Source organism: Caballeronia choica (genome assembly GCF_001544535.1).
In the GTDB taxonomy this organism is placed as follows: domain Bacteria; phylum Pseudomonadota; class Gammaproteobacteria; order Burkholderiales; family Burkholderiaceae; genus Caballeronia; species Caballeronia choica.
In genome coordinates this window covers 19,412-41,321 of the sequence record NZ_FCON02000059.1, presented here as the reverse complement: position 1 = coordinate 41,321, position 21,910 = coordinate 19,412, and the positions used below count along the sequence as shown (strand labels likewise).

Here is a 21,910-nt window from a genome sequence, read left to right as displayed (position 1 = left end):
TCTTGGAGTTTGCGTATGGCGTGCGATGCCTGGAATCTCAAGGGCAGAATAACATCCAGACATTCGCTGCGGAACAGATTTGCCGCCTCTGCGTTGGGTTGCTAACGGATGTCGGTAATATTTCCATTGACTCATGCCTGCCGAATCTTCACGCAAACGTTGTCGTAATTTCTGCGCCTTTTCAACGAAAAATTTACTTGCAATGTAATTGGCGTTAACCCCGAGGATTATGTATCGTGAGCGCGTTCATCAATGCGCCGCGACTGCGGCAATAACTCAAAATCAATTGGCCGATCTATCAATATATGGGAGTTTGTTCATCGTCGCGCTCGTCGCCGCGACGATCTTCCCGCTTCAGTCCGAAGCGCTCCTCGTCGGCTTGTTGCTGCATGGCGGCCATCCGGCGTGGCTGTTGGTCGCGGTCGCGAGCGTCGGCAATATCGCCGGCTCGACGATCAACTGGGTGCTCGGCCGCTCGATCGAGCAATTCCGGGATCGCCGCTGGTTTCCGATCAAGCCCGCCGCGCTGGAGCGCGCCGAACGTTGGTATCGTCGATACGGCCGCTGGACGCTTTTACTCTCGTGGACGCCCGTCATCGGCGATCCGCTCACGATGATTGCCGGCGTGCTGCGCGAGCCGCTGGCGTCGTTTCTCCTGATCGTCGCCATTGCGAAGACGGCGCGGTATGTCGTCGTCGCGGCGCTCGTGCTGATTTGATTCGATCCGTTGATTCACATTACAACTAGGCCGAATAAATGAATCGGATGGCGCGTGCATGCGCTGCGCAACCTGATCGCGACGTTCGCGTTTTCGATTGCCGTGTGAACGCCCTGTAACCGCAGCGCGCACGTTTGAAGTCTTCGCGGCGGGCATCTAACCTCTACTCCATCCGAATCCCGCAGGACGATACCCCCACATGGACGATCCTCCCCGCGACACGCACCCGCCGACACCCATCGGCACGCTCGCGCAGATCGTCCGCGATGCGTTCACCGCGCTTGGCCGCGAACTGGCCGCGTGGAAGCCGTCGACCGAGCGCGCCGGTTTCGCGACACAGGCGATGCTCTCGGTCGCGCTCGCGGTGGCGCTCGCTTATGCGCTGCATCTGTCGAATACGTGGTGGGCGGCGATCAGCGGCTTCGCCGTGATGCAGACGAGCTTCGCGGCGTCCGCGCAGCGCGGCGTGCACCGCATCCTCGGCACGGTGCTGGGCGGGTTGCTCGGCGCGATCGTCGGGCCGTTGCTCGGCGATCTGCCGTGGGTATTCGTGCCGGTGATGGGTGTGATCAGCGGGGTGTCGGTGTATCAGGCGCTCGGTTCGGAGGCCGGATACGCGTGGGTCCTCGGCGCGGCCACCGCGCTGATGGTGACGTTCGAAGCGCACCTGCTCGGCTCGGCCTCGGCGACCGCTTCGTTCGCGGTGCTGCGCGTGGCGGAAGTCGTCGTCGGGACGCTCGCTTGCGTGCTGGTGTCGGGCGCGTTTCATATGGGTGAACGCTATTGGCGAGGCAGTGCGCCCGCCGCGGCGGCGCCCGCCACGCCGCCGACTCCGCCGCCGTCGCCCGCCGCGGTTCACGCCGCGCGCAAACTGCTCGCGTGGCAGAGCGCAATGTCGATCGCGATACTCGCGGCGCTGACCTACATCCTGAAGCTCCCCGGTTTCGCGCAGGCGATGGTGACGGCGATCGCGTTGCTGATCCTGCCGGCGTCGTCGCTCGCGGGCCACACGCGGCGGCCCGTCGTCGAACGGATGGTGCAGCGCTTCGCGGGCTGCCTGCTGGCCGGTCTGGTTAGCGTGGCGCTGCTGCCGGTGCTCGGCGATCACGCGTTGGCCTGCATGTTCGCGCTGTCGCTCGGGGTCTGGTGCGGATGCCACGTGCAGACGGGAAAGGAAGGCGCGAGCTACGTCGGACGACAGTTCACGATTGCCTTCATCATGGTCTTCGTGCAGGACCATCACTGGTCCTCAGACCCCGTTCCGGCGCTGATGCGCCTGTCGGGCATCCTGACCGGCATCGTCGTGCTGGCTGTCGTGATGCTCGCGATGAGCCGCCTGCCGCTCGCGCGGCAGAGCGGCAGCGCGCTTTGAACCGTGCTGCGAACCGCGCGCCGCGCGTCGTGCATCAAACCCGCATCAAGCCAGCATCAAGCCCGCATCAAGCCTCTTCGGCCCACGCCATGTTCTCGCGAGCCATCAGCGCCGACGATGCCGCCGGCCCGAAGGTCCCTGCCGTGTAGGTGCGCGGACGGTCGTTGAGTTCCTTCCAGCCCGCGAGGATCGGTTCGACCCAGGCCCACGCCGCTTCCAGTTCGTCGCGGCGCATGAAGTGCGTGAGGCGTCCGCGAATCACGTCAATGAGCAACCGCTCGTACGCTTCCGCGCGCCGCTCGGTGAACGCCTGCTGCAAGTCGAGGTTCAGGTTGACCGGCAGCATGTGCATGCCGCTGCCCGGTTCCTTCGCGAGCATCTGAAGCTGGATCGATTCCTCCGGCTGTAACTGGATGATCAGCCGGTTGCCGTAGTTGCGCGGGCCGCTCGGGATGATCGAGAACGGCAGGTCGGCGAAGTCGATCACGATTTCGGACTGCCGCTTTTGCAGCCGCTTGCCCGTGCGCAGGAAGAACGGCACGTTCGCCCAGCGCCAGTTGTTGATGTGCGCCCGCAACGCGACGAAGGTTTCCGCGCGGCTCTCGGCGGGGACGTTCGCTTCCTCCATGTAGCCCTTCACCGGCTCGCCGCCGATCGCGCCCGCCGCGTACTGGCCGCGCACCGTATCGCGTGCGATGTCGGCGACCGACATCGGCCGCAGCGAGCGCAGCACCTTCAGCTTTTCGTCGCGCACGGCATCGGGATTGAGCGAAACAGGCGGCTCCATCGCGACGATGCACAGCAGTTGCAGCAAGTGGTTCTGCACCATGTCGCGCAGTGCGCCGGTCTGGTCGTAGAAGCCCGCGCGGCTGCCGACGCCCACCGTCTCCGCCACCGTGATCTGCACGCTCTTGATGTACGGCGCCTGCCACAGCGGCCCGAAGATCGCGTTGCCGAAGCGCAGCACCATCAGGTTCTGCACCGTTTCCTTGCCGAGGTAATGGTCGATGCGATAGATCTGCGCTTCCTTGAAGTGCCGCCCGACCGATTCGTTGATCGCCTGCGCCGAGGCGAGATCGTGTCCAAGCGGCTTTTCCAGCACGACGCGCGAACGCTGGTCGACGAGGCCCGCGTTGGTGAGGTTGTCGCAGATGGTCGTGAAGAGATCGGGCGCGGTCGCGAGATAGAACACGCGCAGCGCGTTCGGACGCGACGTTTGCGCGAGCCGCTGGAAGTCGGCGGCACTGTCGATGTCGATGCGCACGTAGTCGAACAGCGCCAGGAATTTGTCCCACGACTGCGGATCGAGCGCCTTGCTGTCGACGAACGGACGCGAGTGCTCTTCCATGAACGCGAGGTACTGGTCGCGCGACCAGTCCTTGCGGCCGATCGCGATGATGCGCGTCTCGGGCGGCAGGTTGCAATGCAGGTGCGCCATGTAGAGCGCGGGCAGCAGCTTGCGAGCGGAGAGGTCGCCGCCGCCGCCGAAAATGATCATGTCGACGGGAAGGTCGCTGGCGGATGGGTTATGAGTCGTCATGGTGCGTAGAGGTTGCCGGTTGATGGAGCAGATGCCGGGTAAATGCCGGAGTAAATGCAGAGACAGGCAAGACTTTCCGAAGACGTCTATGGTGCATGTTTTGCGGGTTTTTTGCACGCAACGCGTCGCGCGGGCCGATTCCGGCGGCTGGTCAGTTCAGCGACGGGTCCGCGCGCAGCGTGTCGATGGCGAGGTCGAGGAACGCACGCACCTTCTGCGCGGCGTGCCGTCCCTCGCGATGCACGACGTGGATCGGCAGCGCCGGCGGTTCGAACTCCGCCAGCACGATCTGCAGCGTGCCGTTGCGCAAATGCCGCGCGACCTGGTACGACAGCAGTCGCGTGATGCCGAAGCCCGCGGCAGCGGCCGCGATCGCGGAGTCGTTGGTGGTCGTGGTGAGGCGCGGCTGGAGGCGCACGAGGACCTGCCGGTCGCCCTCGTGCAGCCGCCATTCGGGGGTCGTCGAGATGCCGCTCACGAGGATCGTCGTGTGCTCGTCCAGGTCTTCGGGGCGGCGCGGCACGCCGTGCCGCTTCAGGTAGTCGGGCGACGCGCATAGCACGCGCCGCACGCGGCCAACGCTGATTGCCTGCAACGTCGAACTGGGCAACTCGCCGATGCGCACCGCCACGTCGATGCCCTCGTCCACCAGATTCACCACGCGGTCGATGAACCACGCGTTCACGTCGGTTTCCGGGTAGCGCGCCAGATAGTCGGTCACGACCGGCATCACGTAGTACTTGCCGAACAGCACGGGCGCGGTGACTGTCAACAGGCCGCGCGGCGACGAATGCGTGCCGGTTGCCGCGAGTTCGGCGTCATCGACTTCGCCGAGGATGCGGCGGCAGTCTTCGAAGTAGGCCGTGCCGGCATCGGTCAGGCGCACGACGCGCGTCGTGCGCGTGAGAAGCCGCACGCCGAGCCGCTCTTCGAGTTCGGTCACGACGCGGCTCACCACCGAAGGCGACACGTCGAGCTTGCGCGCGGCCGACGCGAATCCGCCGGTCTCGACAACGGTTACGAACGTCGCCATCGCCTGGAATCGATCCATCTCGTTCTCGATGTGCTCGCGGTGACCTGCATTCTCGGCCATAAGCCATCGAGGAACAATGGGATGGGGCTTCCCAAGCTTCAGCGAAGTCAGAGATCCAGCACGAGCCGGCTGGCTTCCCCCTCTTGCGCTTCTGCGGGCACCGCGCAGCAGATCAGCGCTTCATCTTCGGGCACATGGAACGACGGCGCGACCGGGTACGCGACCGCGCCCTCGACGATGCGCGTCCTGCACGTCCCGCAGTTTCCGCCCCGGCAACTGAACTCGGGCTCGAGGCCACGCGCTTCGGCAAGGTCGAGCAGCGTGCCGGCCTCGGGCGTCCAGCGCGCCTCCTTCGACGACTTCGCGAACGCGACCGGAACCGCCTCGACCGCCGGCGCACGCGCGGCCGGCGCCGCCGTGCCCTTGTCGATCGTGCGCGCGAGGCCGGCCGGCCCGAACGCTTCCGCGTGGATGCGCGCATCGGCGATATTGAGCGCGCGCAGGCCGTCGTAGATCGACTGCATGAACGCGGCCGGACCGCACAGGTAGAAGTCGTAGTCGTTGAACGGGAGCGTCTTCATCAGCATCGCGATGTCGATGCGGCCTTGCAGGTCGTAGTCCACGCCTTGGCGCGCGCCTTCGGTATCGGTCAGCGAGCGGACCACGTGGACGGCGTCGCCCGCGCTTTTCGCAAGCTGGCTGATTTCGTCGGCGAAGGCGCGCTCGGCGAGCGAACGCGCCGAGTGGAAGAACCACACCGGCCGCGTGCGGCGCTTCCTTTGCCCTTCATAGACGATGTGCCGCAGCATCGCGAGCATCGGTGTCACGCCGACGCCCGCCGCCAGCAGCACGGCCGGCCGGCGCTCGGTGGCGTCGATCGTGAAGTCGCCGGCGGGCGCGCGCGCTTCGATGATGTCGCCGACGTGAAGCGTGTCGTGCAGATGCGCGGACACGAGGCCCTGGCGCTTCACGCTGATGCGATAAAAGCCATCAGACGGCGCCACCGACAGCGTGTAGGTGCGAATCACCGGATGCCCGCCGCCGACGGGCGTCACGCGGATCGGCAGGTGTTGCCCGGCCTGATGCGCGATGATGCCCGCGCCATCGAGCGGTTCGAGATGAAACGAGCGGATCACGGCGCTTTCATCGACGACTCGCGCGACGCGAAACGGCCGCCATGCCCGCGCGAGCGCCGCCGCCTTGAGGCGTTCGGCGGTTTCGTCCCAACTTCCGGTCATCAGTGAATTCGGCGACTGGCCGCGCGCCTCCGCATGCCAGCGCAGCGGCAGCGCGCCAGCACGGTAGACGATGTGGCGCGGCGTGAAGCGCCACAAGCGTTCCGCGCCCTGGAACGCGGCGATTTCCGGCGAATCCAGGATGACTTCGGCATCGCCGGAAAGCTGGAGCAGGTCGCCGGTTTCGAAATCGGGAAATACGAGCCCGGCCTTCGGATTCAGGAGGAAGTTGCCGAGCGTATTGAAGAACAGGTTGCCGGCGAAGTCGGGGATCGTGAGCACGCCGTCGTCGCCGACGCGCACGAAGCCCGGCTTGCCGCCGCGATGCGAGACATCGACCTGGCGCTCGCCGTCACGATCGACGTAGGACGCGACGAAGAAAGAGTCGGCGTTGGTGATCATGCGCGCGGCGTGCGCGGACAACCTGTCGAGCCGCACGGGCGCCACCGGCGAGTGGACGGCCGGATCGCGGCTCATCTCGAAGTCGCGCAACTGGATGTATTGCGGGCAGTTGCCGTAGCTCTGCGCGACTTCCACGCCAAAGCCCGCGGCGCCTTCGCGCCGGATCACGCCGTTCAGTCGATTGCGCCGACGCGTGCGCAAGTCGATGCCGAGCAGGCCGATGGCGGCGCCATCGTGCAAACCCGCGTCGGCGGGGTCGCTGGGGTCGCGCATCGCGTTGACGGTGAGCATCGCGGCGCTGGCCGCTTGCAGGAACCCTGGGCGACCGGCGAGCAGGGTGGCCCACGTTTCGCCGTTGCCGTCGACCGCGCCCGCGACGATGAACGGCAGCAGCGGATAGAACTGCCGGTGTTCATCGAGCAGAAAATTGCGGACAAATCTGCGGCCAGGGCCGTCCATGCGCTCCGCCACGCCGACGCTGCGCTGCAGCGCGAGTTCGCCGTCGTGCCAGGGGGAGCGGGCTTCGATTGCCGATGCGATGGACATGATGATCTGCCGGTGGGTGGGGTTCAGCGTTCGATGTTTTTACGCTTCATGGAGGCCTGAGCGCATCAAACGGTTGAATACAGTCTAGGCCGCCAAGGCGCCCGACTGAATACCGGCGGATTTCAAATGACTATTCTCGAAACGAGAACGATCAGCGCCGCCGAGCGACGCGCGCGTTCACGCCGCCCGACCATGCCAGGCGGCGAGAGAGGCAGAGGCAACGAGCGCGAGCGAACCCCTACTGCGGTTGCGCATTCACCTTCACATTCGCCTTGTTGCCCGCGAGCGGCGAGCCATAGCCGCCGCTTTGCGCATTGTTCGGCAACCCGTTCACGAGCTGCGCCCGCGGGTCGGCAGGGTTCAGGTTCAATTCCCCCGCCTGCTGATTACCGTGCGTCGGATACTGGCTGCCGACTGCGGCGCCCGGCATCAGCTTCGTGCTGTTGTCGGGTGCGTACATGTCGGTTTCGGCGCTTGGCCGCGTCATTTGCTGCGCAACGGCGGACCCGCTCGAAGCCAAAGCCAACATCGATACAACGATTCCCGCGCGAACGATAGCGTTCATGGCTGAACTCCTTCAATGGATTTGAGGTCGGTGTCCGGTCCACGCGTGATGATTTTTCGATGTCGCTGCAACGTGGTTGCATCAAGCCAGTTTAGGCCAACCGCGCGCCACGTGTTGAAGCCCCCATCGCCAATAAGTCCAGCATTTGTCGCGTTCGAGCCCGCTACTTCTTGTGCTTCTTCAGCGTGGCCTTGCGCTTGTGATGCGCGTCGATGATCCTTGTCCGGTGTTTGTCCTTCATCTTCTTCCACCGCTTGCATTCGTCCTTCGTGCGCAGACAGCCGATGCAGAAGCCGGTTTTCTCGTCGAACTTGCAGATGCTGATGCAGGGCGATTCCACAGCCATGAGCGTTCCCGTTGGCAGGCGCAGCAGTGCGCTTCAAGGGCCTCAATCTCGCATGCCGCGTGCCCGCTCATCCAACTGTTTCTTTCAATAGCAGCCATAGGTGAGGCGTTTTAGCGGATGCTAAGATGCCTTCATCCTCACGCGCTCAAGTACGGTCCAGTGCTCCACGACATGCGCCGACCACTCGTCTTCTCAACGCTGAGCCGGCTCGAATTCGAGCGCGCGGTGCTGGGGCGTGTCGTCGCCGGCATGCCGCTCGCCGAGGTGCTCGAACACGTGATCCATCGCGTGGAGGCGTTGTCGGGCGAGCGCCTGTACGCGTCGATCCTGCTCGTCGATGCAAGCGGCAAGCGCCTGGTCCACGGCGCAGCCCCGAGCTTGCCCGCGAGCTACAACGAGGCAATCGACGGCCTCGAATTCGGCCCGCTGACGGGCTCGTGCGGCGCGGCGGCCTACAACGCAGTGCCGGTGATCGTCGACGACATCGAGACCGATCCGCTCTGGCAGTCGTTTCGTGAACTTGCACTCGGACACGGTCTGCGCGCCTGCTGGTCGATGCCGATCCGCGCCGCCGATGGCAGCGTGCTCGGCACCTTCGCCAATTACTATCCGATTCCAAAAAGCCCCACGAACGACGACCTCGAGGAAATCGCGTTTGTCGCGAGCGTGACGGCGCTCGCCATCGAACGCTACAAGGGCGACCGCGCACTGCGCGAAAGCGAGGAACGCCTGCGCATCGCGCAGCAGGCGGGGCGCGTCGGGACCTTCGAGCTGTTTCCTGAGCGCGGGCGCATCGCAGTGTCGGAGGAATTCTGCTGTCAGTGGGGACTGCCCGTGCTTGCCGAGTTCGACATCGTCGAACTGATCGCGCTGATCCATCCGCAGGACCGCGCCCAGGTCCTGACAGGCGACCCGGACATCCCGAGCGGCGCGCTCGACTACCTCGAATACCGCATCCGCCGCCCCGATAACGGCGAGGAACGCTGGATGGGCCGTCGCGGCGAAGCGGTCGACGGCGCGTCTGGCAAGCGTTATCTCGGCGTTTCGTATGACATCACCGATCACAAGCGCGTGGAGGAACGCCTGCGCGTGAGCGAGGCGCAACTGCGGCGGCTGAATGATTCGCTTGCCGCCGAAGTCGAGGCTCGCACGCGCGAGCGCGACCGCATCTGGCGCAATTCGCGCGACCTGTTCATCGTCGCGAGCGAAGACGGCGTGCTGCGCGCGGTCAACCCGGCGTGGACGTCGATTCTCGGCTTCGCCGAGGAAGAACTGATCGGCCGCCCGTTCGCGGACATCGTGCATCCCGACGATGTCGAGGCGACCCGCGCGGCGCTCGATGCCGCGATCGGCGCGGGGTTCGCGCGCTTCGAGAACCGCAATCTGCACAAGGACGGCACGCCGCGCTGGGTGTCGTGGGTGGTGACGCAGGAAGGCGACGCGCTCTACGGCAACGGGCGCGACATCACGCGCGAGAAGGAAACGCAGCGCGCGCTGCGCCAGACCGAGGAGACGCTCCGGCAGGCGCAGAAGATGGAGGCGCTCGGGCAACTGACGGGCGGCATCGCGCACGACTTCAACAACCTGCTGCAAGGCATCACGGGGCCGCTGGAACTGATCCGCCGCTTCGTGCAGCTTGGCCGGATCGACGAAATCGACCGCTTCATCGCGATGGCGATGGGTGCGGCCAATCGCGCGGCGTCGCTCACCCATCGGCTGCTGGCGTTCTCGCGGCGCCAGCCGCTCGATCCCAAGCCCGTCAATGCCGACGAGCTGCTCAACTCCATCGACGACCTGTTGCGCCGGACCATGGGCGAAGCGATCGACGTGAAGGTGATCCGCAACGACCATCTCTGGCTCACCCGTTGCGACACGAACCAGCTCGAAAACGCGCTGCTCAACTTCGCGATCAACGCGCGCGACGCGATGCCCGACGGCGGCCACCTCACCCTCGAAACCGACAACGCGGAACTCGGCGCCGATTTCGCGGCGCGTCACCCGGATGTGGTGCCGGGATCGTACGTGGTGGTGTCGGTGTCGGACACAGGCGGCGGCATGACCGACGACGTCCGCGAGCGCGCCTTCGACCCGTTCTACACGACCAAGCCGCTCGGACAGGGCACGGGGCTGGGTCTGTCGATGGCTTACGGGTTCGCCAAGCAGTCGGGCGGCATCGCGACGATCGAAAGCGAACTCGGCCTCGGCACGACGGTGCGGCTCTACCTGCCGCGCTATCAGGGCGGCGCCGAGCGTCCGGAAGTCGCGGGCGAACTGACGGACGCGCATCGCGCGGAGGAGCGGCATGCCATTCTCGTCGTCGAGGACGATTCCGCCGTGCGCGAACTCGTCTGCGAGATCCTGCGCGACCTGGACTACGAAGTGATGGAAGCCGTCGACGGACCGGGCGGGCTCGCGGTGCTGAACTCGCCCGCGCGCATCGATCTGCTCGTCACCGATGTCGGGCTGCCGGGCCTGAACGGCCGCCAGCTCGCCGATGCCGCGCGCGCGACGCGGCCCACGCTCAAGGTACTTTTCATGACGGGCTACGCCGAGGCGGCGGCGCGCGCCAACGGCTTTCTCGACACCGGCATGGAAATGATTACCAAGCCCTTCACGCTGGAATCGATGGCGAGCCGGATAAGGCGCATCGTCGCGGCCCCGGCGCCGCAGTGATGGCCGCTCCCGGATTGCCTCACCTTTGAATTTGCGAACGGCACGCGCCTTGCTTCACTTGACGGGTTGAACCGAGTCCCCACCGCCCGCCGCTTTCGCGAGAACGAGTTCATGCCTCCACCCTCCGGCCCGCGCCGTCCGCCCGTCAAGGTCCTGCCGCCCGATGCGCCCAGCGTCCGGGCGCTGACGTCGCTCGTGACCGGCGTCGTCGTGATCTGCGCGCTCTACTTCGGGCGCGCCGTGATGATCCCGATCATCCTCGCCGTGCTCCTGAGCTTCCTGCTCGCGCCGTTCGTCGACTTCCTGCGGCGTTTCAGGTTCGGGCAGGTGCCGTCGGTGATCGTCGCCGTGCTGGTCGCGCTGTCGGTGCTGACGGCCGTGGGCGCGCTGATCGGCGCCCAGGTCGCGCAACTTGCCGGCGATTTGCCGAAATACCAGGTGGCCGTCGAGCGCAAGATCGAAAGCGTGCAGAAAGTGACGGTCGGACGCGCCGACGAGATGCTCGGCAAGGCGTCGCGCGCGCTCAAGCGCCTGTCGCCCGCGCGCGAGCAGGAAGCGAACAAGAACGAGAACGACCAGGCCGCGTCACCGATCGACCAGCCGATGCCCGTCGAGGTGCACGAGCCGTCGCCGTCGCCGCTGGAACTCGCGCAGCGTTTCCTGTCGCCGGTGATCAGTCCGCTCGAGACGACCGGCATCGTGCTCGTCGTCGCGATCTTCATCCTGTTGCAGCGCGAGGACTTGCGCGACCGGCTGATCCGCCTGTTCGGCTCGCGCGACCTGCACCGCGCTACAACCGCGATGGACGAAGCCGCGCGGCGCCTCTCGCGCTATTTTCTGGCGCAACTCGGCATCAATGTCGGCGTGGGGATTGTCGTGTCGATCGGGCTGGCGATCATCGGCGTGCCGGGCGCGCTGCTGTTCGGCGTGCTGACCGCGCTGTTGCGTTTCGTGCCCTACGTCGGGACGTGGATCGCGGCGCTCGTCGCGGTGGTGTTCGCTGCCGCGGTCGGCCCGGGCTGGACGATGCTGATCTGGACCATCGTGCTGTTCGGCGTCACCGATGTCGTCGCGGGACAGGTCGTCGAGCCGCTGTTGTACGGGCACAGCACGGGGCTTTCGCCGTTCGCGGTGATCGTCGCGGCGATTTTCTGGAGCTGGATCTGGGGGCCGATCGGCCTCGTGCTCTCGACGCCGCTCACGCTGTGCCTCGTGATTCTGGGCCGGCATGTGGACCGGCTCGAATTCCTCGATGTGCTGTTCGGCGACCGGCCCGCGCTCACGCCAGCGGAAAATTTCTACCAGCGGCTGCTTGCGAACGATCCCAAGGAGTCGCTGGTGCAGGCAGAAACACTGCTGAAGGAGCGCTCGCTGACGGCTTACTACGACGAAGTGGCGCTCGCCGGCCTGCGGCTCGCGCATAACGACGTGATGCGCGGCGTCGTGACGGCGGACCAGTTGCGACGCATCAACGAGTCGGCGCTCGACATCGTGGACGGTCTCGAAGACGCCGACGATTCGCCCCGGACCCGCGAGGCGGAGGAAGAACTGCCCGCGAGCCTCGAAAGCGCCAGCGAGCGGACGGGCGTGCCGCCGGAAGCGCCGTCCGAGCGCTTCGATGCCGTGGAGGAAGGGCACACGGCGTCGGTGCTGTGCATCGCGGGTCGCGGCGAACTCGACGATCTTGCCGCGACCATCGCCGTGCAACTCTTCAAGAAGCACGGGCTGGGCGCGGACTTCGCGCCCTACGAGCGCTTCTCGCGCAACCGCTTCGCCGACGTGGACCTGTCGGGGGTGTCGATCTTGTGCGTCATATCGTTCGATGCCGCCGAATCGCCGCCGTATCTGCGTAACCTGCTGCGGCGCCTGCATCAGCGGGTGCCGTCGGCGGACCTGATCGTCGGACTCGTCGTGCCGGAAAGTTCGCTGCAGGGTGAGGCGCTCGTGCGCACGAGTTCGGCGGCGACGTCGTTCAGGGAACTCGTCGATGCCTGCATCGCGGCCGCGCGCCGGCAATCGAGTGACGGCGTGTCGTGGGTCGGCCTCAATCCGCCGGACGAGGAGGCCGCCGCGGGCGGCAAGGCGGAGGACGCGCCGCGCGTGCCTGTACTGCGCGGGGCCTGAGCTGCGTGCTAACGAGCGGCGATCAACGATCGGCGATCAGCGGTTGCCGTCGAAGAGGTCGTTGAGCATCGTGTCGAAGGCCGCCTGCGCTTCTTCGAGTTCCTGCAACGCGGCGTCGAAAGTTTGCAGCGCCATCTGCGACGGGCGGCCGTCGCCCATCGGCGCGAACTGCGCCTGGAGCGCCGTGAAAGCGGTCTGCACCTGCTTGGTCGCGTTGACGATGCGTTCCATCGCTCGCGCTTCTTCTATGCGATTGTTTTCGGCGCTCATCGAAGACTCCTGAGTTGTAATGCTCCGATAGTACCAAGCGATGGCGGATTTACGGTTGGTGACGTGCGGGGCGTGGCTCGAAGCGCGAGCGTAACAAATCTATGCAGGAATTTTCGCTTCGACGGAAATCCAATAGAGTCGCCCGTGAAAGAACTGGACGACAACTTCCATGACTATGCTCCCTGACCACGCGTCAAACGTGCGGGCCCATGCGCTCGCTCACGCGACTTTCATCATATCCGGCACCGCTGTCGAACCTGACTTCTGGACGGAGTACTTTGGCGTTCAACCCGACTCGACAATCACCCAAGGAAAGCCGTATTTGTATCCGTCTGGCAAGTTCAGCAGGCATCCCGGGAAGCTGGGCTTCTGGGCTATCGAGAGCGCGAAGGCTGTGCGGAGCGACCGGTTGGAACCGCATTTGCGCTACCTGACCGGAATTCTCAAATTGCCACGCGATGACCTTCGTGACCGGATAGGCCAAGACGGCGTCAAGATGTCACTTTGGTGCTACTGGTACAACGAAACCGGTGACCGCGTACCTGATGTGCCTGACGACCTGCGCGAGATGATGGAATCCCTCGGCGGCGTCATCGAGATCGACGAGTACCGCTAGCGATGGGGGTCAAGTCGACGCGAGATATGCAAGGCTAAGGCACGTCAGCCCTTCGGTGAGCTGTAACCTGGTGTTAGCAGCGTCGCCTACAGAGTTCAATCTTCGACGGACCGAGAAAACCACGTTGGTACCGATGTCGATACTGCCGTAATCGAGGAATTGCATATGGACACAACGAACTACGCCAACGTCGGGGAAATCAACGACGTTCCCAGCTTTCACGATGCAGAAATCGTACGCATCGAACATTTCTCGGACGACAGGGAGTTGGTGGTGAGTTTCAAGCGCGTGAGCGGCGAGGCTGGAGTATTTCGATTCACAGGTGTCATTGCTCAACGCATTGTCGACTTCAGCGAGCAGAACGTTGTATCGCGACTTCTCATCTCACCGAGATATCGATTTTCGTCCGACGAAGTACGCACCTGGGTGCAATGGGTGAACAGCCGTGACGATGCCAAGGCCGCACCAATCGACGGTGAACGAGCGGATCAGTATGCGCGCGACTTCGTAACGGGCCGAGGGGCGTTGTTTATCCTGGAGCCGTCATGCGGCGCGGAAATGGCTGTACTTTGCGAATCGATCTGGTTGAAGTCGTAGCCTTCGACGAAGCGAGAAGCCGGGATTCCCGACAAACCCGTTAATCCCCCACCCGCAAACAAAAACGGCAGACCGCCGGTCTGCCGTTTCGCACTACCCCCAACCCCCACGCCTCAAACCAGCCCGGTCATGTAATAAACCCCGATCACGAAAAACACCGCGAGCGTCTTGATCACGGTCACCGCGAAAATATCGCGGTAAGACTCCCGGTGCGTCAACCCGGTGACCGCCAGCAGCGTAATCACGGCGCCGTTGTGCGGCAACGTATCCATGCCGCCGCTCGCCATCGCGACCACGCGATGCAGCACCTCCAGCGGAATATGCGCGGCCTCCGCACCCTTGATGAACGTATCCGACATCGCCGCGAGCGCGATGCTCATCCCGCCCGACGCCGACCCGGTAATCCCCGCCAGCGAGCTCACCGACACCGCCGCGTTGACGAGCGGATTCGGAATGCTCTTCAACGCATCGCTGACGACGATGAACCCCGGCAACGCCGCGATCACGCCGCCGAAGCCATATTCCGACGCCGTGTTCATTGCCGCGAGCAGCGCGCCCGACACCGCCACGCGCGTGCCCGTCGCGAAACGCTCCTTCACGCGGCCGAACGCCGTCACCAGCACGAGGATGATGCCGAGCAGCAGCGCGCCCTCGACGGCCCAGATCGCGACGACCGTCTTGACCGCCGTCGTCACCGGGGCGTGGATGCCGGGCAGCACTTCGGGCGTGACGGTGTAGCTCGCGCCGTACCACGTCGGAATCCACTTCGTCAGCACGAAGTTCGCCACGCCGACCAGAATCAGCGGCGCGATCGCGAGCAGCGGATTCGGCAGCGATTTCGCCTCGACGCGCTCCGGTTCGTTCAGGAGCGACGTGCCATAACCCTCACCCTTCGCCATCGCCCTGCGACGGCGCCATTCGATGAACGTCAGCCCCACCACGATGATGAACAGCGACCCGATCACGCCGAGCCACGGTGCGGCCCAGCCGGTGGTCTTGAAGAAGGTCGTCGGGATGATGTTCTGGATCTGCGGCGTGCCGGGCAGCGAGTCCATCGTGAACGAGAACGCGCCGAGCGCGATTGCGCCGGGCATCAGGCGTTTCGGGATATCGCTCTGGCGATACATTTCCGCCGCGAACGGATACACCGCGAACACCACCACGAACAGCGACACGCCGCCGTAGGTGAGCAGCGCGCACACCGCGACGATCACCGCATTCACGCGCGACTTGCCGATGTAACGGATCGCGGCGGCGACGATCGATTCGGAGAATCCCGACAGTTCGATCACCTTGCCGAACACCGCGCCGAGCAGGAAGACGGGGAAGTACAGCTTCACGAAGCCGACCATCTTCTCCATGAAGATGCCCGAGAACACCGGCGCGACGGCGGCGGGATCGGTGAGAAGGACGGCGCCGAGCGCGGCGATCGGCGCGAACAGGATGACGCTGTAGCCGCGGTAAGCGGCCAGCATCAGGAACGCCAGGGCGGCGAGCACGATGATGAAGGACATTGAGTCTCCGTTGGTTTTTGTTACGGCGGCTTCTTTTGAAAGCCCGGTTGCGCGAACGATGACGCGACCGGCAAGGCGATGAGCACTAATCGTGCCAACACGGCTCCGGCTGGCCTGTCCGGTCCTCCAGCCGCTAACCGACGAAGAATTGTACCGAAACGTCTACTGCGCGAGACGTCGTTGCAGCAAGAAATATCACTCTTCAATGCTCGCTTCATAGCATGAACAAGGCATTGCGGGGCGTCTCTATAATGAGATATTCTGTCTCAATAAAGAGACTGTCCGACGTTCAGGAGATGATTGTCGATGCAAAACGACTGGACTCAGGTTCCCGCCAACTACAACGACGTACTGCGGCGCGCGATGGAATCGCTATTCAAGACCTTCGAGAATCTGAGCGAGGGCACTTTCATCGTGGATGCGGATGCGCGCGTCGTCTGGATCAACAAGCGTTATGCGGCGCGTTTCGGCTTTTCGGACCCGGAGCAGGCGATCGGCCGCGACTGCGAATCCGTGATCCCGCACAGCCTGATGCGCGAAGTCGTGATGACCGGCAAGCCGATCCTGCTCGACGTGCTCGAAACCGACCGCGAACCGCTCGTCGTCACGCGGCTGCCGCTCAAGGACGACCGCGGCGAGACGGTCGGCGCGATCGGCTTTGCGCTCTTCGACGAGATGAAGGCGCTCACGCCGCTCTTCGCGCATTACTCGCGCGTGCAGCAGGAACTGATCGCGACGCGCCAGTCGCTCGCGCAGGCGCGGCGCGCCAAGTACACGTTCGCGAGCTTCGTCGGCACGAGCGTGGCGAGCCTCGAAGTGAAGCGTCAGGCGCGCCGGGCGGCGCAAGTCGAGTCGCCGGTGCTGTTGCTCGGCGAAACCGGCACCGGCAAGGAACTGCTCGCCCACGCGATCCACGGAACCTCGACGCGCGCCGCGAAGCCGCTCGTGACGGTGAACGTCGCGGCGATTCCGGAGACGCTGCTCGAAGTCGAATTCTTCGGCGCGGCGCCGGGCGCCTACACCGGCGCGGATCGCAAGGGGCGCGTCGGCAAGTTCGAACTGGCGGACGGCGGGACGCTCTTTCTCGACGAAATCGGCGACATGCCGCTGCCGCTCCAGGGCAAGCTCCTGCGCGTCCTGCAGGACAAGGAGTTCGAACCGCTCGGCTCGAACCGCATCGTGCGCGCGGACGTGCGGATCATCGCGGCGACTTCCGCCGACCTGCCCGCGCTCGTCGCGGCCGGCCGGTTTCGCGCGGACCTGTTCTACCGGCTGAACGTGCTGACGATCCACGCGCCGCCGCTGCGCGAGAGGCTCGGCGATATCGAGGCGCTCGCCTACGCGATCCTCGAAGAGCTGGCGACGCAGGCGCGGCCGGGCCAAGCGGGCCACTTCGTCTTGCAGGACGACGCGCTGCGTCTCTTGTGCGCGTATCCGTGGCCCGGCAACGTGCGCGAGCTGCGCAACACGCTCGAACGCGCGCTGATGCTATCGGACAGCGAGCACATCGACGCCCGCGCGCTCGCGCCGTTCATCGGCTCGGCGCGCCTGAAGGCGCCGGAGCCGTCGCAAACCGCCATCGACGAACCGGTGACGTCCTACGCGGACGCATTGGCGAATTTCGAAAGGACCTTCCTCGCCGATGCGCTGCGTGCGAGCGGCGGGCGCGTGACCGAGACGGCGAAGCGCATCGGCATCGGGCGGGCGACGCTCTATAAGAAGATCGTCGCGCTGGGCATCGAGATGTAGCGTCGCGCACACGCGTGGCATACTCCAGAAATCATAAAAACAGCGTGGAACAAGGGGTTGGCATGAAGCTCGGCAAAGCACTCGGCGTTTCGATTTCGCTTGCGGCGACGCTTTTGGCGCTCGCCGGTTGCAGCAGCGCACCGCCGCTTTTCTCCGCCGACGGACGCCCGACCACGCTGATCCAGTGCCCGTCGAACGGCGGCTGGAGCCTTTGTACACAGAACGCGCGCGCGACCTGCCAGGGCGGCAGCTACGACGTGCTCGAGCAATCCACGGACAACGGCCAGAACGGACTGCTGATCGCCTGCAAGGCGCAATAGGCATCGGCGAAGTCCGTTTCGAATCGAGGCGCCGTTCGTCATCCTTGCAATGAGACAGGAGAACCGATGTCGAAAGCCGGCTTTGACCCAGAACGCCTCGCCCGTGTGAGTCACGCGTTGCAGCGCTTCGTCGATTCGGGCGATGTCGCGGGCATCGTCACGCTGGCGTGGCGGCGCGGCGAGATCGCGCATGTGGACACGCTGGGCTGGCGCGACCTCGAAACGCAGCGTCCGATGACCCGCGACACGCTGTTTCGCATCGCATCGATGACCAAGCCGGTCACGAGCGTCGCCGCGCTGATGCTGGTCGAAGAAGGGCGGCTCGACTTCGAAAGTCCGGCGTCGAAGTGGTTGCCCGAACTCGCGAACCTTGGCGTGCTCGCAAGTCCCGACGCCCCGCTCGACCAGACCGAGCCGATCCGCGCGCCGATCACGCTCGTCGACCTGCTGACGCATCGCGCGGGTTTCGCGTATCACTTCACGGCGGACGGCGCGCTCGCCGAAGCCTACGAACGCGTGTTCAACGGCTTCGACATGATGGTCGATCCGGGGCGCTGGCTCGACCACGTCGCCGAGCTTCCGCTGATGTACCAGCCGGGCACGCGCTGGCATTACGGCATCACGACCGACGTGCTAGGCGCGCTGGTCCAGCGGGTCGCGGGCATGTCGCTCGACGAGTTCTTCCGCACGCGCATCTTCGAGCCGCTCGGGATGCCCGATACCGGCTTCGTCGTGCCGCCGGAGAAGGTTGACCGGCTGTCGACGTCGTATGCGGTCGAGGGCGCGAGCAAGCGTCAGGTCGCCGAGGACCATCCCGCGACGAGCCGCTGGATCAAGCCGGATCGATTCCAGAGCGGCGGCGGCGGCCTCGTCTCGACCGCTGACGACTATCTGCGCTTCGCGCGCATGCTGCTCGGCCGCGGCCGTCTACACGGCGATGAAGGTGAGCGCGTGCAGGGTCCGCGCATCCTGTCGCACAAGTCGATCGACCTGATGCGCTCCAATTTCCTCACCGCCGAGCAGCGCCGCATTCCGGCTTTCGGCTATCCCGTGTGGGCGAGCCAGGGCTTTGGCCTGGGTCTCGCCATCGTCGACGATCCCGCGCGGCAAATGCGGGCCGGGTATCGCTCGCGGGGTTCGTTCAGTTGGCCGGGAGCGCTCGGCACAAGCTGGTTCGCCGATCCCGTCGAGGACATGATCGGGCTCTTCATGATCCAGCGGCGCGCCGACGAGCCGTTTCCGATGGCGCAGGAATTCGAACGCTTGCTCTACGACGCAATCGACGATTGATCGTCGAAGGCACTTTTCGCGTGACTCGCGGTCTGTCGTGACAGGGGAACACAACGGAGCGCATATCCATGCCGAGCTACAAGCAACTTACCTCGCAACTCGAAAAACTGGAGGCCGAGATCGCGGCGGCGCGTGAGAAGGAAGTCGCCGAAGCGATCGCCGAGATCAAGGCGAAGATCGAGGAGTACGGGCTGACCGCCGAGGAACTCGGCTTTGGCGTGGCGCGCGGCAAGGCCGCCGCCGCGAAGAAGGTGCCGCTGCCAGCGAAGTATCGCAACCCGAAGACCGGTGAAACGTGGAGCGGACGCGGGCGCACGCCGGCATGGCTCGCCGACAAGAACAAGGACCGCTTTCTGATCGAATGACCTGCAGCTTGCAACTCTTGCGACAGGCACGCTCGATCAATCGTGCTGCGTTTCGCGCAGCATCGTGACGTCATAGCCCAGCGCGCGCGCCCGTTCGATCAGCGCCGTGCGCTGCGCGGCCGCGGGCTTCGCTTCGCGCGTCAGTATCCACAGATAGCGGCCGCTCGGCTCGCCGACGATCGACCACGAATAGTCGTCGGCGTGATCGAGCACCCAGTAGTCGCCGATATAGAACGGCCCGAAGAACGACACCTTCAGCTTCGCGTTGTCCGAACCGGGGACGATCTTCGCGCGCCCTTCCGATGATTTGAACGGTCCGGTTAGCCCGCCGACGCGACAGGCATTGATCACGGAGACCAGGCCGTCGTCGCGTTTCGCGTAATTGGCGGTGACGGCTTCGCAGCCTCGCTCGAAGCGGTTCTCATAGCGCGCGAACTCGAACCATTGACCGAGATAGCGATCGAGATCGACGGCTTTCGCGGGCTGCGGCACGTTCGCGTTGCCGCTTTTGTTGCCGCCGTGCATCGCGCAGGCGGCGAGCAACCCGAATCCGCCGATGGCGAGCAGAGCGACGGCACCGTAGATCCAGGGTCGTTTGACGTTCATCGTTGTACCCATGCTTGAATGACGATTGGTGAGATACGCGGGTCAGCAAGCTTCGTTCCGTGGTCCCGAAAGCGCTCACCTTTGGCTGCCCGTTAGGTTGGAAAAGGCGCCAAGGTTCTCTTGCGAACTGCATAAAGCACTTCGAATCAATCGTGCAAGTCATTGATGCGACTGGGTTTCCGCATGCGCATGCGAAGCGCTTGCACGATACGTATCGAAGTCACGCGGCGCATTCACCGTTTGCTTCGCGCGGGTCCCGTATTCGCTCACCTGAAGCACATTCAGGCGACGACGCATACGCCACACCGACAGCCGTTGCGTATGCAACGAATTGCCGATGGCGCTTCGATCAGCGGGCATGCTGTCGGCGTAGAGCCTTATGCAGCAAGGGTTTGCGCGCTTTATCCATCGTCCTGCGCGCCTTCTCTACGATGCTTAGAAATACTGCCGATCACCCAACCGTGAGCTTCGACGTCATGCCGCGACTCACCGTTCACCGGCTCCCGCAACGTCTCACCTTTGGCTCGCGATGCGCCGCGTCAGGCGGTATCCTTGCCCCCGATTCGTTCAAACGCGCCACCCGTTCTCATCCATGCCGACATTCGTTGCAGCGCTGTTCACGCCGCTTCTTACGATCATCCTGCCGCTCTTCGGCCTGATCTTCGCGGGCTTTGCATGCCGCAAGCTCGGCAAGCTCGGGCCGAATGCGTCGTCGGAACTGAATCGCTTCGTGGTCTATCTCGCGTTGCCCGCGCTCCTCTTCGACATCATGGCGAGGACGCCGTGGAGCACGCTCGACCAGCCATCGTTCATCGCGGTATTCGGGATCGGCTCGGGCGTTGTCTTCGTCGTGACCGTGCTTGTGCGGCTCAGGCAGTCGCGACATCTCGCCGACGCAAGCATCGACGGACTCAACGCCGCGTATCCGAACACGGGGTTCGTCGGCTTGCCGCTCTGCCTGCTCGCGTTCGGGCAATCGAGCCTCGCGCCGGCCGTCATCGCGACGATCATGACCGTGTGCGTGTTGTTCGCCGTAGCGATCGTGATGATCGAACTCGGCTTGCAGACCGGGAAGCACATCGGCACGACGATGCGGCGCGTCGCGAAGTCGCTGGTCACGAATCCGCTGTTGATCGCGCCGCTCGCGGGCGCGTTGGCGAGCGGCGCTGGGCTGCATGTGTCGGGCGGCGCCGAAGCGTTTCTCAAGCTGCTCGGCGGCGCGGCGAGTCCTGGTGCGCTGGTCGCGCTCGGGCTCTTCCTCGGTGAAAAAACCGACGCGCGCCATGCGAAGACCGCAAGCGTGCTGGTCGCGTTGAAGCTCGTCGCGCAACCGCTGCTGACGTGGTGGCTCGCGTTTCATGTCTTCGCGCTGCCGCCGTTGTGGGCGAAGACGGCGGTGATCCTGAGCGCGCTGCCGACGGGCACCGGCCCGTTCATGCTCGCGGAGTTCTATCGGCGGGAGGCCGCGGTGACATCGAGCGCGATCCTTTTTTCGACGCTGATCTCGCTCGTCACCGTGACGCTGTGCCTCACCGCGATGCTTTGATTCGCGCGTGCGAGCGGGCAAAAAAATGCCCGGCGCGAAGCGTCGGGCGAAACCACCATCAGGGCGATGGGTGGAGGAGGTCTGTTCGTTCTACATCTGTCTGCCGATTTCTTGACCTTCACTGCGTTCTGACGATGCGCGACTGGCCCGTACCGCTCGCGAGGATCTGCGCGTGCCGCTGCTGGTAGGGCAGAAGTTGCGGATAAGTATTGTCATTGACCGGGTCGAGATCGCCGTTGCGACGCGCGGTCGCGAGTTCGGCTTTGACTTCGGCGCGGGTCTTGCCGAGGTTCGCCGCCGCGACGGCCTGCGATTGAACGACTTCACCGGCAAACACGGGCGGGGTCGCGGTCGCGACCAGGGCGGAAGCCAGCAAGCCAATGATCAGAGTGCGTTTCATTCGGAAGTCTCCTGAGTGCATCGATGAACGCAGTGTAGGAGAGAAGCTATCGGGTATTAATGGCGATTGAGCTAAGACATTGT

General features: G+C 64.7%; 20 protein-coding genes. 11 read left to right on the top strand and 9 right to left on the bottom strand.

From position 1 onward, the window contains the following. Window positions 1-286 precede the first annotated feature (286 nt). Both AWB68_RS23745 and AWB68_RS23740 read left to right on the top strand, forming a co-directional pair. Window positions 287-718: a YqaA family protein gene (locus AWB68_RS23745; protein WP_087646792.1), complete on the top strand. Its 432-nt coding sequence runs from the start codon at window positions 287-289 to the stop codon at window positions 716-718. 199 nt (window positions 719-917) lie between these two features. After that, the gene (locus AWB68_RS23740) at window positions 918-2,090 is read left to right on the top strand and encodes an FUSC family protein (RefSeq protein ID WP_087646791.1); all 1,173 of its coding nucleotides are present in this window, start codon (window positions 918-920) and stop codon (window positions 2,088-2,090) included. A 67-nt stretch (window positions 2,091-2,157) separates the two neighbouring features. On the opposite strand, the gene zwf is transcribed toward AWB68_RS23740, so the two are convergent. From zwf to AWB68_RS23715, 5 genes are all read right to left on the bottom strand, one after another. Beyond that, window positions 2,158-3,630 carry a glucose-6-phosphate dehydrogenase gene (gene zwf / locus AWB68_RS23735; RefSeq protein ID WP_087646790.1) on the bottom strand — a complete coding sequence of 491 codons (1,473 nt, stop codon included), beginning with the start codon at window positions 3,628-3,630 and terminating at the stop codon, window positions 2,158-2,160. A gap of 151 nt (window positions 3,631-3,781) precedes the next feature. After that, window positions 3,782-4,681, bottom strand: a complete 900-nt coding sequence (locus AWB68_RS23730; RefSeq protein WP_087646799.1) for a LysR family transcriptional regulator — start codon at window positions 4,679-4,681, stop codon at window positions 3,782-3,784. A gap of 89 nt (window positions 4,682-4,770) precedes the next feature. Continuing rightward, window positions 4,771-6,846 (bottom strand): 2Fe-2S iron-sulfur cluster-binding protein, encoded by a 2,076-nt coding sequence (locus AWB68_RS23725; protein WP_087646789.1) that lies wholly within the window; start codon window positions 6,844-6,846, stop codon window positions 4,771-4,773. Between the two features lie 238 nt (window positions 6,847-7,084). Continuing rightward, entirely contained in the window at window positions 7,085-7,411 is a 327-nt protein-coding gene (locus tag AWB68_RS23720; RefSeq protein WP_125483017.1) for a hypothetical protein, read from the bottom strand. 163 nt (window positions 7,412-7,574) lie between these two features. Continuing rightward, entirely contained in the window at window positions 7,575-7,757 is a 183-nt protein-coding gene (locus AWB68_RS23715) for a DUF1289 domain-containing protein (RefSeq protein WP_087646788.1), read from the bottom strand. Between the two features lie 171 nt (window positions 7,758-7,928). Here AWB68_RS23715 and AWB68_RS23710 point away from each other — a divergent pair, with 171 nt between their 5' ends. Beyond that, window positions 7,929-10,430, top strand: a complete 2,502-nt coding sequence (locus AWB68_RS23710) for a PAS domain-containing protein (RefSeq protein WP_160110049.1) — start codon at window positions 7,929-7,931, stop codon at window positions 10,428-10,430. Window positions 10,431-10,541: 111 nt separating this feature from the next. Then, on the top strand, window positions 10,542-12,554 hold the full coding sequence (locus AWB68_RS23705) for an AI-2E family transporter (RefSeq protein WP_087646786.1): 2,013 nt from the start codon (window positions 10,542-10,544) through the stop codon (window positions 12,552-12,554). Window positions 12,555-12,590: 36 nt separating this feature from the next. Here the strand turns inward: AWB68_RS23705 and AWB68_RS23700 are convergent, their stop codons facing one another. Beyond that, window positions 12,591-12,824, bottom strand: a complete 234-nt coding sequence (locus AWB68_RS23700; RefSeq protein ID WP_087646785.1) for a hypothetical protein — start codon at window positions 12,822-12,824, stop codon at window positions 12,591-12,593. A 175-nt stretch (window positions 12,825-12,999) separates the two neighbouring features. Between AWB68_RS23700 and AWB68_RS23695 the strand changes: the two genes are divergently transcribed. Together AWB68_RS23695 and AWB68_RS23690 are read left to right on the top strand one after the other, a co-directional pair. Next, complete coding sequence (locus AWB68_RS23695; protein WP_087646797.1) at window positions 13,000-13,440, top strand: DUF4279 domain-containing protein; 441 nt, start codon at window positions 13,000-13,002, stop codon at window positions 13,438-13,440. A gap of 165 nt (window positions 13,441-13,605) precedes the next feature. After that, window positions 13,606-14,037, top strand: coding sequence for a hypothetical protein (locus AWB68_RS23690; RefSeq protein WP_087646784.1), 432 nt, complete (start codon window positions 13,606-13,608; stop codon window positions 14,035-14,037). 113 nt (window positions 14,038-14,150) lie between these two features. Here the strand turns inward: AWB68_RS23690 and AWB68_RS23685 are convergent, their stop codons facing one another. After that, window positions 14,151-15,551, bottom strand: a complete 1,401-nt coding sequence (locus AWB68_RS23685) for a GntP family permease (protein WP_087646783.1) — start codon at window positions 15,549-15,551, stop codon at window positions 14,151-14,153. Window positions 15,552-15,857: 306 nt separating this feature from the next. Here AWB68_RS23685 and AWB68_RS23680 point away from each other — a divergent pair, with 306 nt between their 5' ends. The 4 genes from AWB68_RS23680 to AWB68_RS23665 all read left to right on the top strand — a co-directional run bounded on the left by AWB68_RS23680 (window position 15,858) and on the right by AWB68_RS23665 (window position 19,275). After that, a complete protein-coding gene (locus AWB68_RS23680) occupies window positions 15,858-17,300 on the top strand; it encodes a sigma-54 interaction domain-containing protein (RefSeq protein WP_087646782.1) in 1,443 nt (480 codons plus the stop codon). Between the two features lie 62 nt (window positions 17,301-17,362). Further along, the gene (locus AWB68_RS23675; protein WP_235028462.1) at window positions 17,363-17,620 is read left to right on the top strand and encodes a hypothetical protein; all 258 of its coding nucleotides are present in this window, start codon (window positions 17,363-17,365) and stop codon (window positions 17,618-17,620) included. A 66-nt stretch (window positions 17,621-17,686) separates the two neighbouring features. Beyond that, window positions 17,687-18,910: a serine hydrolase domain-containing protein gene (locus AWB68_RS23670; RefSeq protein WP_087646781.1), complete on the top strand. Its 1,224-nt coding sequence runs from the start codon at window positions 17,687-17,689 to the stop codon at window positions 18,908-18,910. A 68-nt stretch (window positions 18,911-18,978) separates the two neighbouring features. Beyond that, on the top strand, window positions 18,979-19,275 hold the full coding sequence (locus tag AWB68_RS23665) for an H-NS histone family protein (protein WP_087646780.1): 297 nt from the start codon (window positions 18,979-18,981) through the stop codon (window positions 19,273-19,275). 36 nt (window positions 19,276-19,311) lie between these two features. Here AWB68_RS23665 and AWB68_RS23660 read toward each other — a convergent pair whose 3' ends face one another. After that, window positions 19,312-19,881 (bottom strand): lipocalin family protein, encoded by a 570-nt coding sequence (locus AWB68_RS23660; protein ID WP_200828775.1) that lies wholly within the window; start codon window positions 19,879-19,881, stop codon window positions 19,312-19,314. A gap of 592 nt (window positions 19,882-20,473) precedes the next feature. Between AWB68_RS23660 and AWB68_RS23650 the strand changes: the two genes are divergently transcribed. Further along, window positions 20,474-21,427 carry an AEC family transporter gene (locus AWB68_RS23650; RefSeq protein WP_087646777.1) on the top strand — a complete coding sequence of 318 codons (954 nt, stop codon included), beginning with the start codon at window positions 20,474-20,476 and terminating at the stop codon, window positions 21,425-21,427. 118 nt (window positions 21,428-21,545) lie between these two features. Here the strand turns inward: AWB68_RS23650 and AWB68_RS23645 are convergent, their stop codons facing one another. After that, window positions 21,546-21,827, bottom strand: coding sequence for a DUF4148 domain-containing protein (locus AWB68_RS23645; protein WP_087646776.1), 282 nt, complete (start codon window positions 21,825-21,827; stop codon window positions 21,546-21,548). Window positions 21,828-21,910 lie beyond the last annotated feature (83 nt).

Coding starts and splice junctions, on each gene's coding strand:
- AWB68_RS23670 (WP_087646781.1), top strand. CDS start 17,687: ATGTCGAAAGCCGGCTTTGACCCAGAACGCCTCGCCCGTGTGAGTCAC.
- AWB68_RS23710 (WP_160110049.1), top strand. CDS start 7,929: ATGCGCCGACCACTCGTCTTCTCAACGCTGAGCCGGCTCGAATTCGAG.
- AWB68_RS23715 (WP_087646788.1), bottom strand. CDS start 7,757: ATGGCTGTGGAATCGCCCTGCATCAGCATCTGCAAGTTCGACGAGAAA.
- AWB68_RS23690 (WP_087646784.1), top strand. CDS start 13,606: ATGGACACAACGAACTACGCCAACGTCGGGGAAATCAACGACGTTCCC.
- AWB68_RS23680 (WP_087646782.1), top strand. CDS start 15,858: ATGCAAAACGACTGGACTCAGGTTCCCGCCAACTACAACGACGTACTG.
- AWB68_RS23730 (WP_087646799.1), bottom strand. CDS start 4,681: ATGGATCGATTCCAGGCGATGGCGACGTTCGTAACCGTTGTCGAGACC.
- AWB68_RS23650 (WP_087646777.1), top strand. CDS start 20,474: ATGCCGACATTCGTTGCAGCGCTGTTCACGCCGCTTCTTACGATCATC.
- AWB68_RS23705 (WP_087646786.1), top strand. CDS start 10,542: ATGCCTCCACCCTCCGGCCCGCGCCGTCCGCCCGTCAAGGTCCTGCCG.
- AWB68_RS23700 (WP_087646785.1), bottom strand. CDS start 12,824: ATGAGCGCCGAAAACAATCGCATAGAAGAAGCGCGAGCGATGGAACGC.
- AWB68_RS23685 (WP_087646783.1), bottom strand. CDS start 15,551: ATGTCCTTCATCATCGTGCTCGCCGCCCTGGCGTTCCTGATGCTGGCC.
- AWB68_RS23720 (WP_125483017.1), bottom strand. CDS start 7,411: ATGAACGCTATCGTTCGCGCGGGAATCGTTGTATCGATGTTGGCTTTG.
- AWB68_RS23675 (WP_235028462.1), top strand. CDS start 17,363: ATGAAGCTCGGCAAAGCACTCGGCGTTTCGATTTCGCTTGCGGCGACG.
- AWB68_RS23660 (WP_200828775.1), bottom strand. CDS start 19,881: ATGAACGTCAAACGACCCTGGATCTACGGTGCCGTCGCTCTGCTCGCC.
- AWB68_RS23665 (WP_087646780.1), top strand. CDS start 18,979: ATGCCGAGCTACAAGCAACTTACCTCGCAACTCGAAAAACTGGAGGCC.
- AWB68_RS23645 (WP_087646776.1), bottom strand. CDS start 21,827: ATGAAACGCACTCTGATCATTGGCTTGCTGGCTTCCGCCCTGGTCGCG.
- AWB68_RS23695 (WP_087646797.1), top strand. CDS start 13,000: ATGCTCCCTGACCACGCGTCAAACGTGCGGGCCCATGCGCTCGCTCAC.
- zwf (WP_087646790.1), bottom strand. CDS start 3,630: ATGACGACTCATAACCCATCCGCCAGCGACCTTCCCGTCGACATGATC.
- AWB68_RS23725 (WP_087646789.1), bottom strand. CDS start 6,846: ATGTCCATCGCATCGGCAATCGAAGCCCGCTCCCCCTGGCACGACGGC.
- AWB68_RS23740 (WP_087646791.1), top strand. CDS start 918: ATGGACGATCCTCCCCGCGACACGCACCCGCCGACACCCATCGGCACG.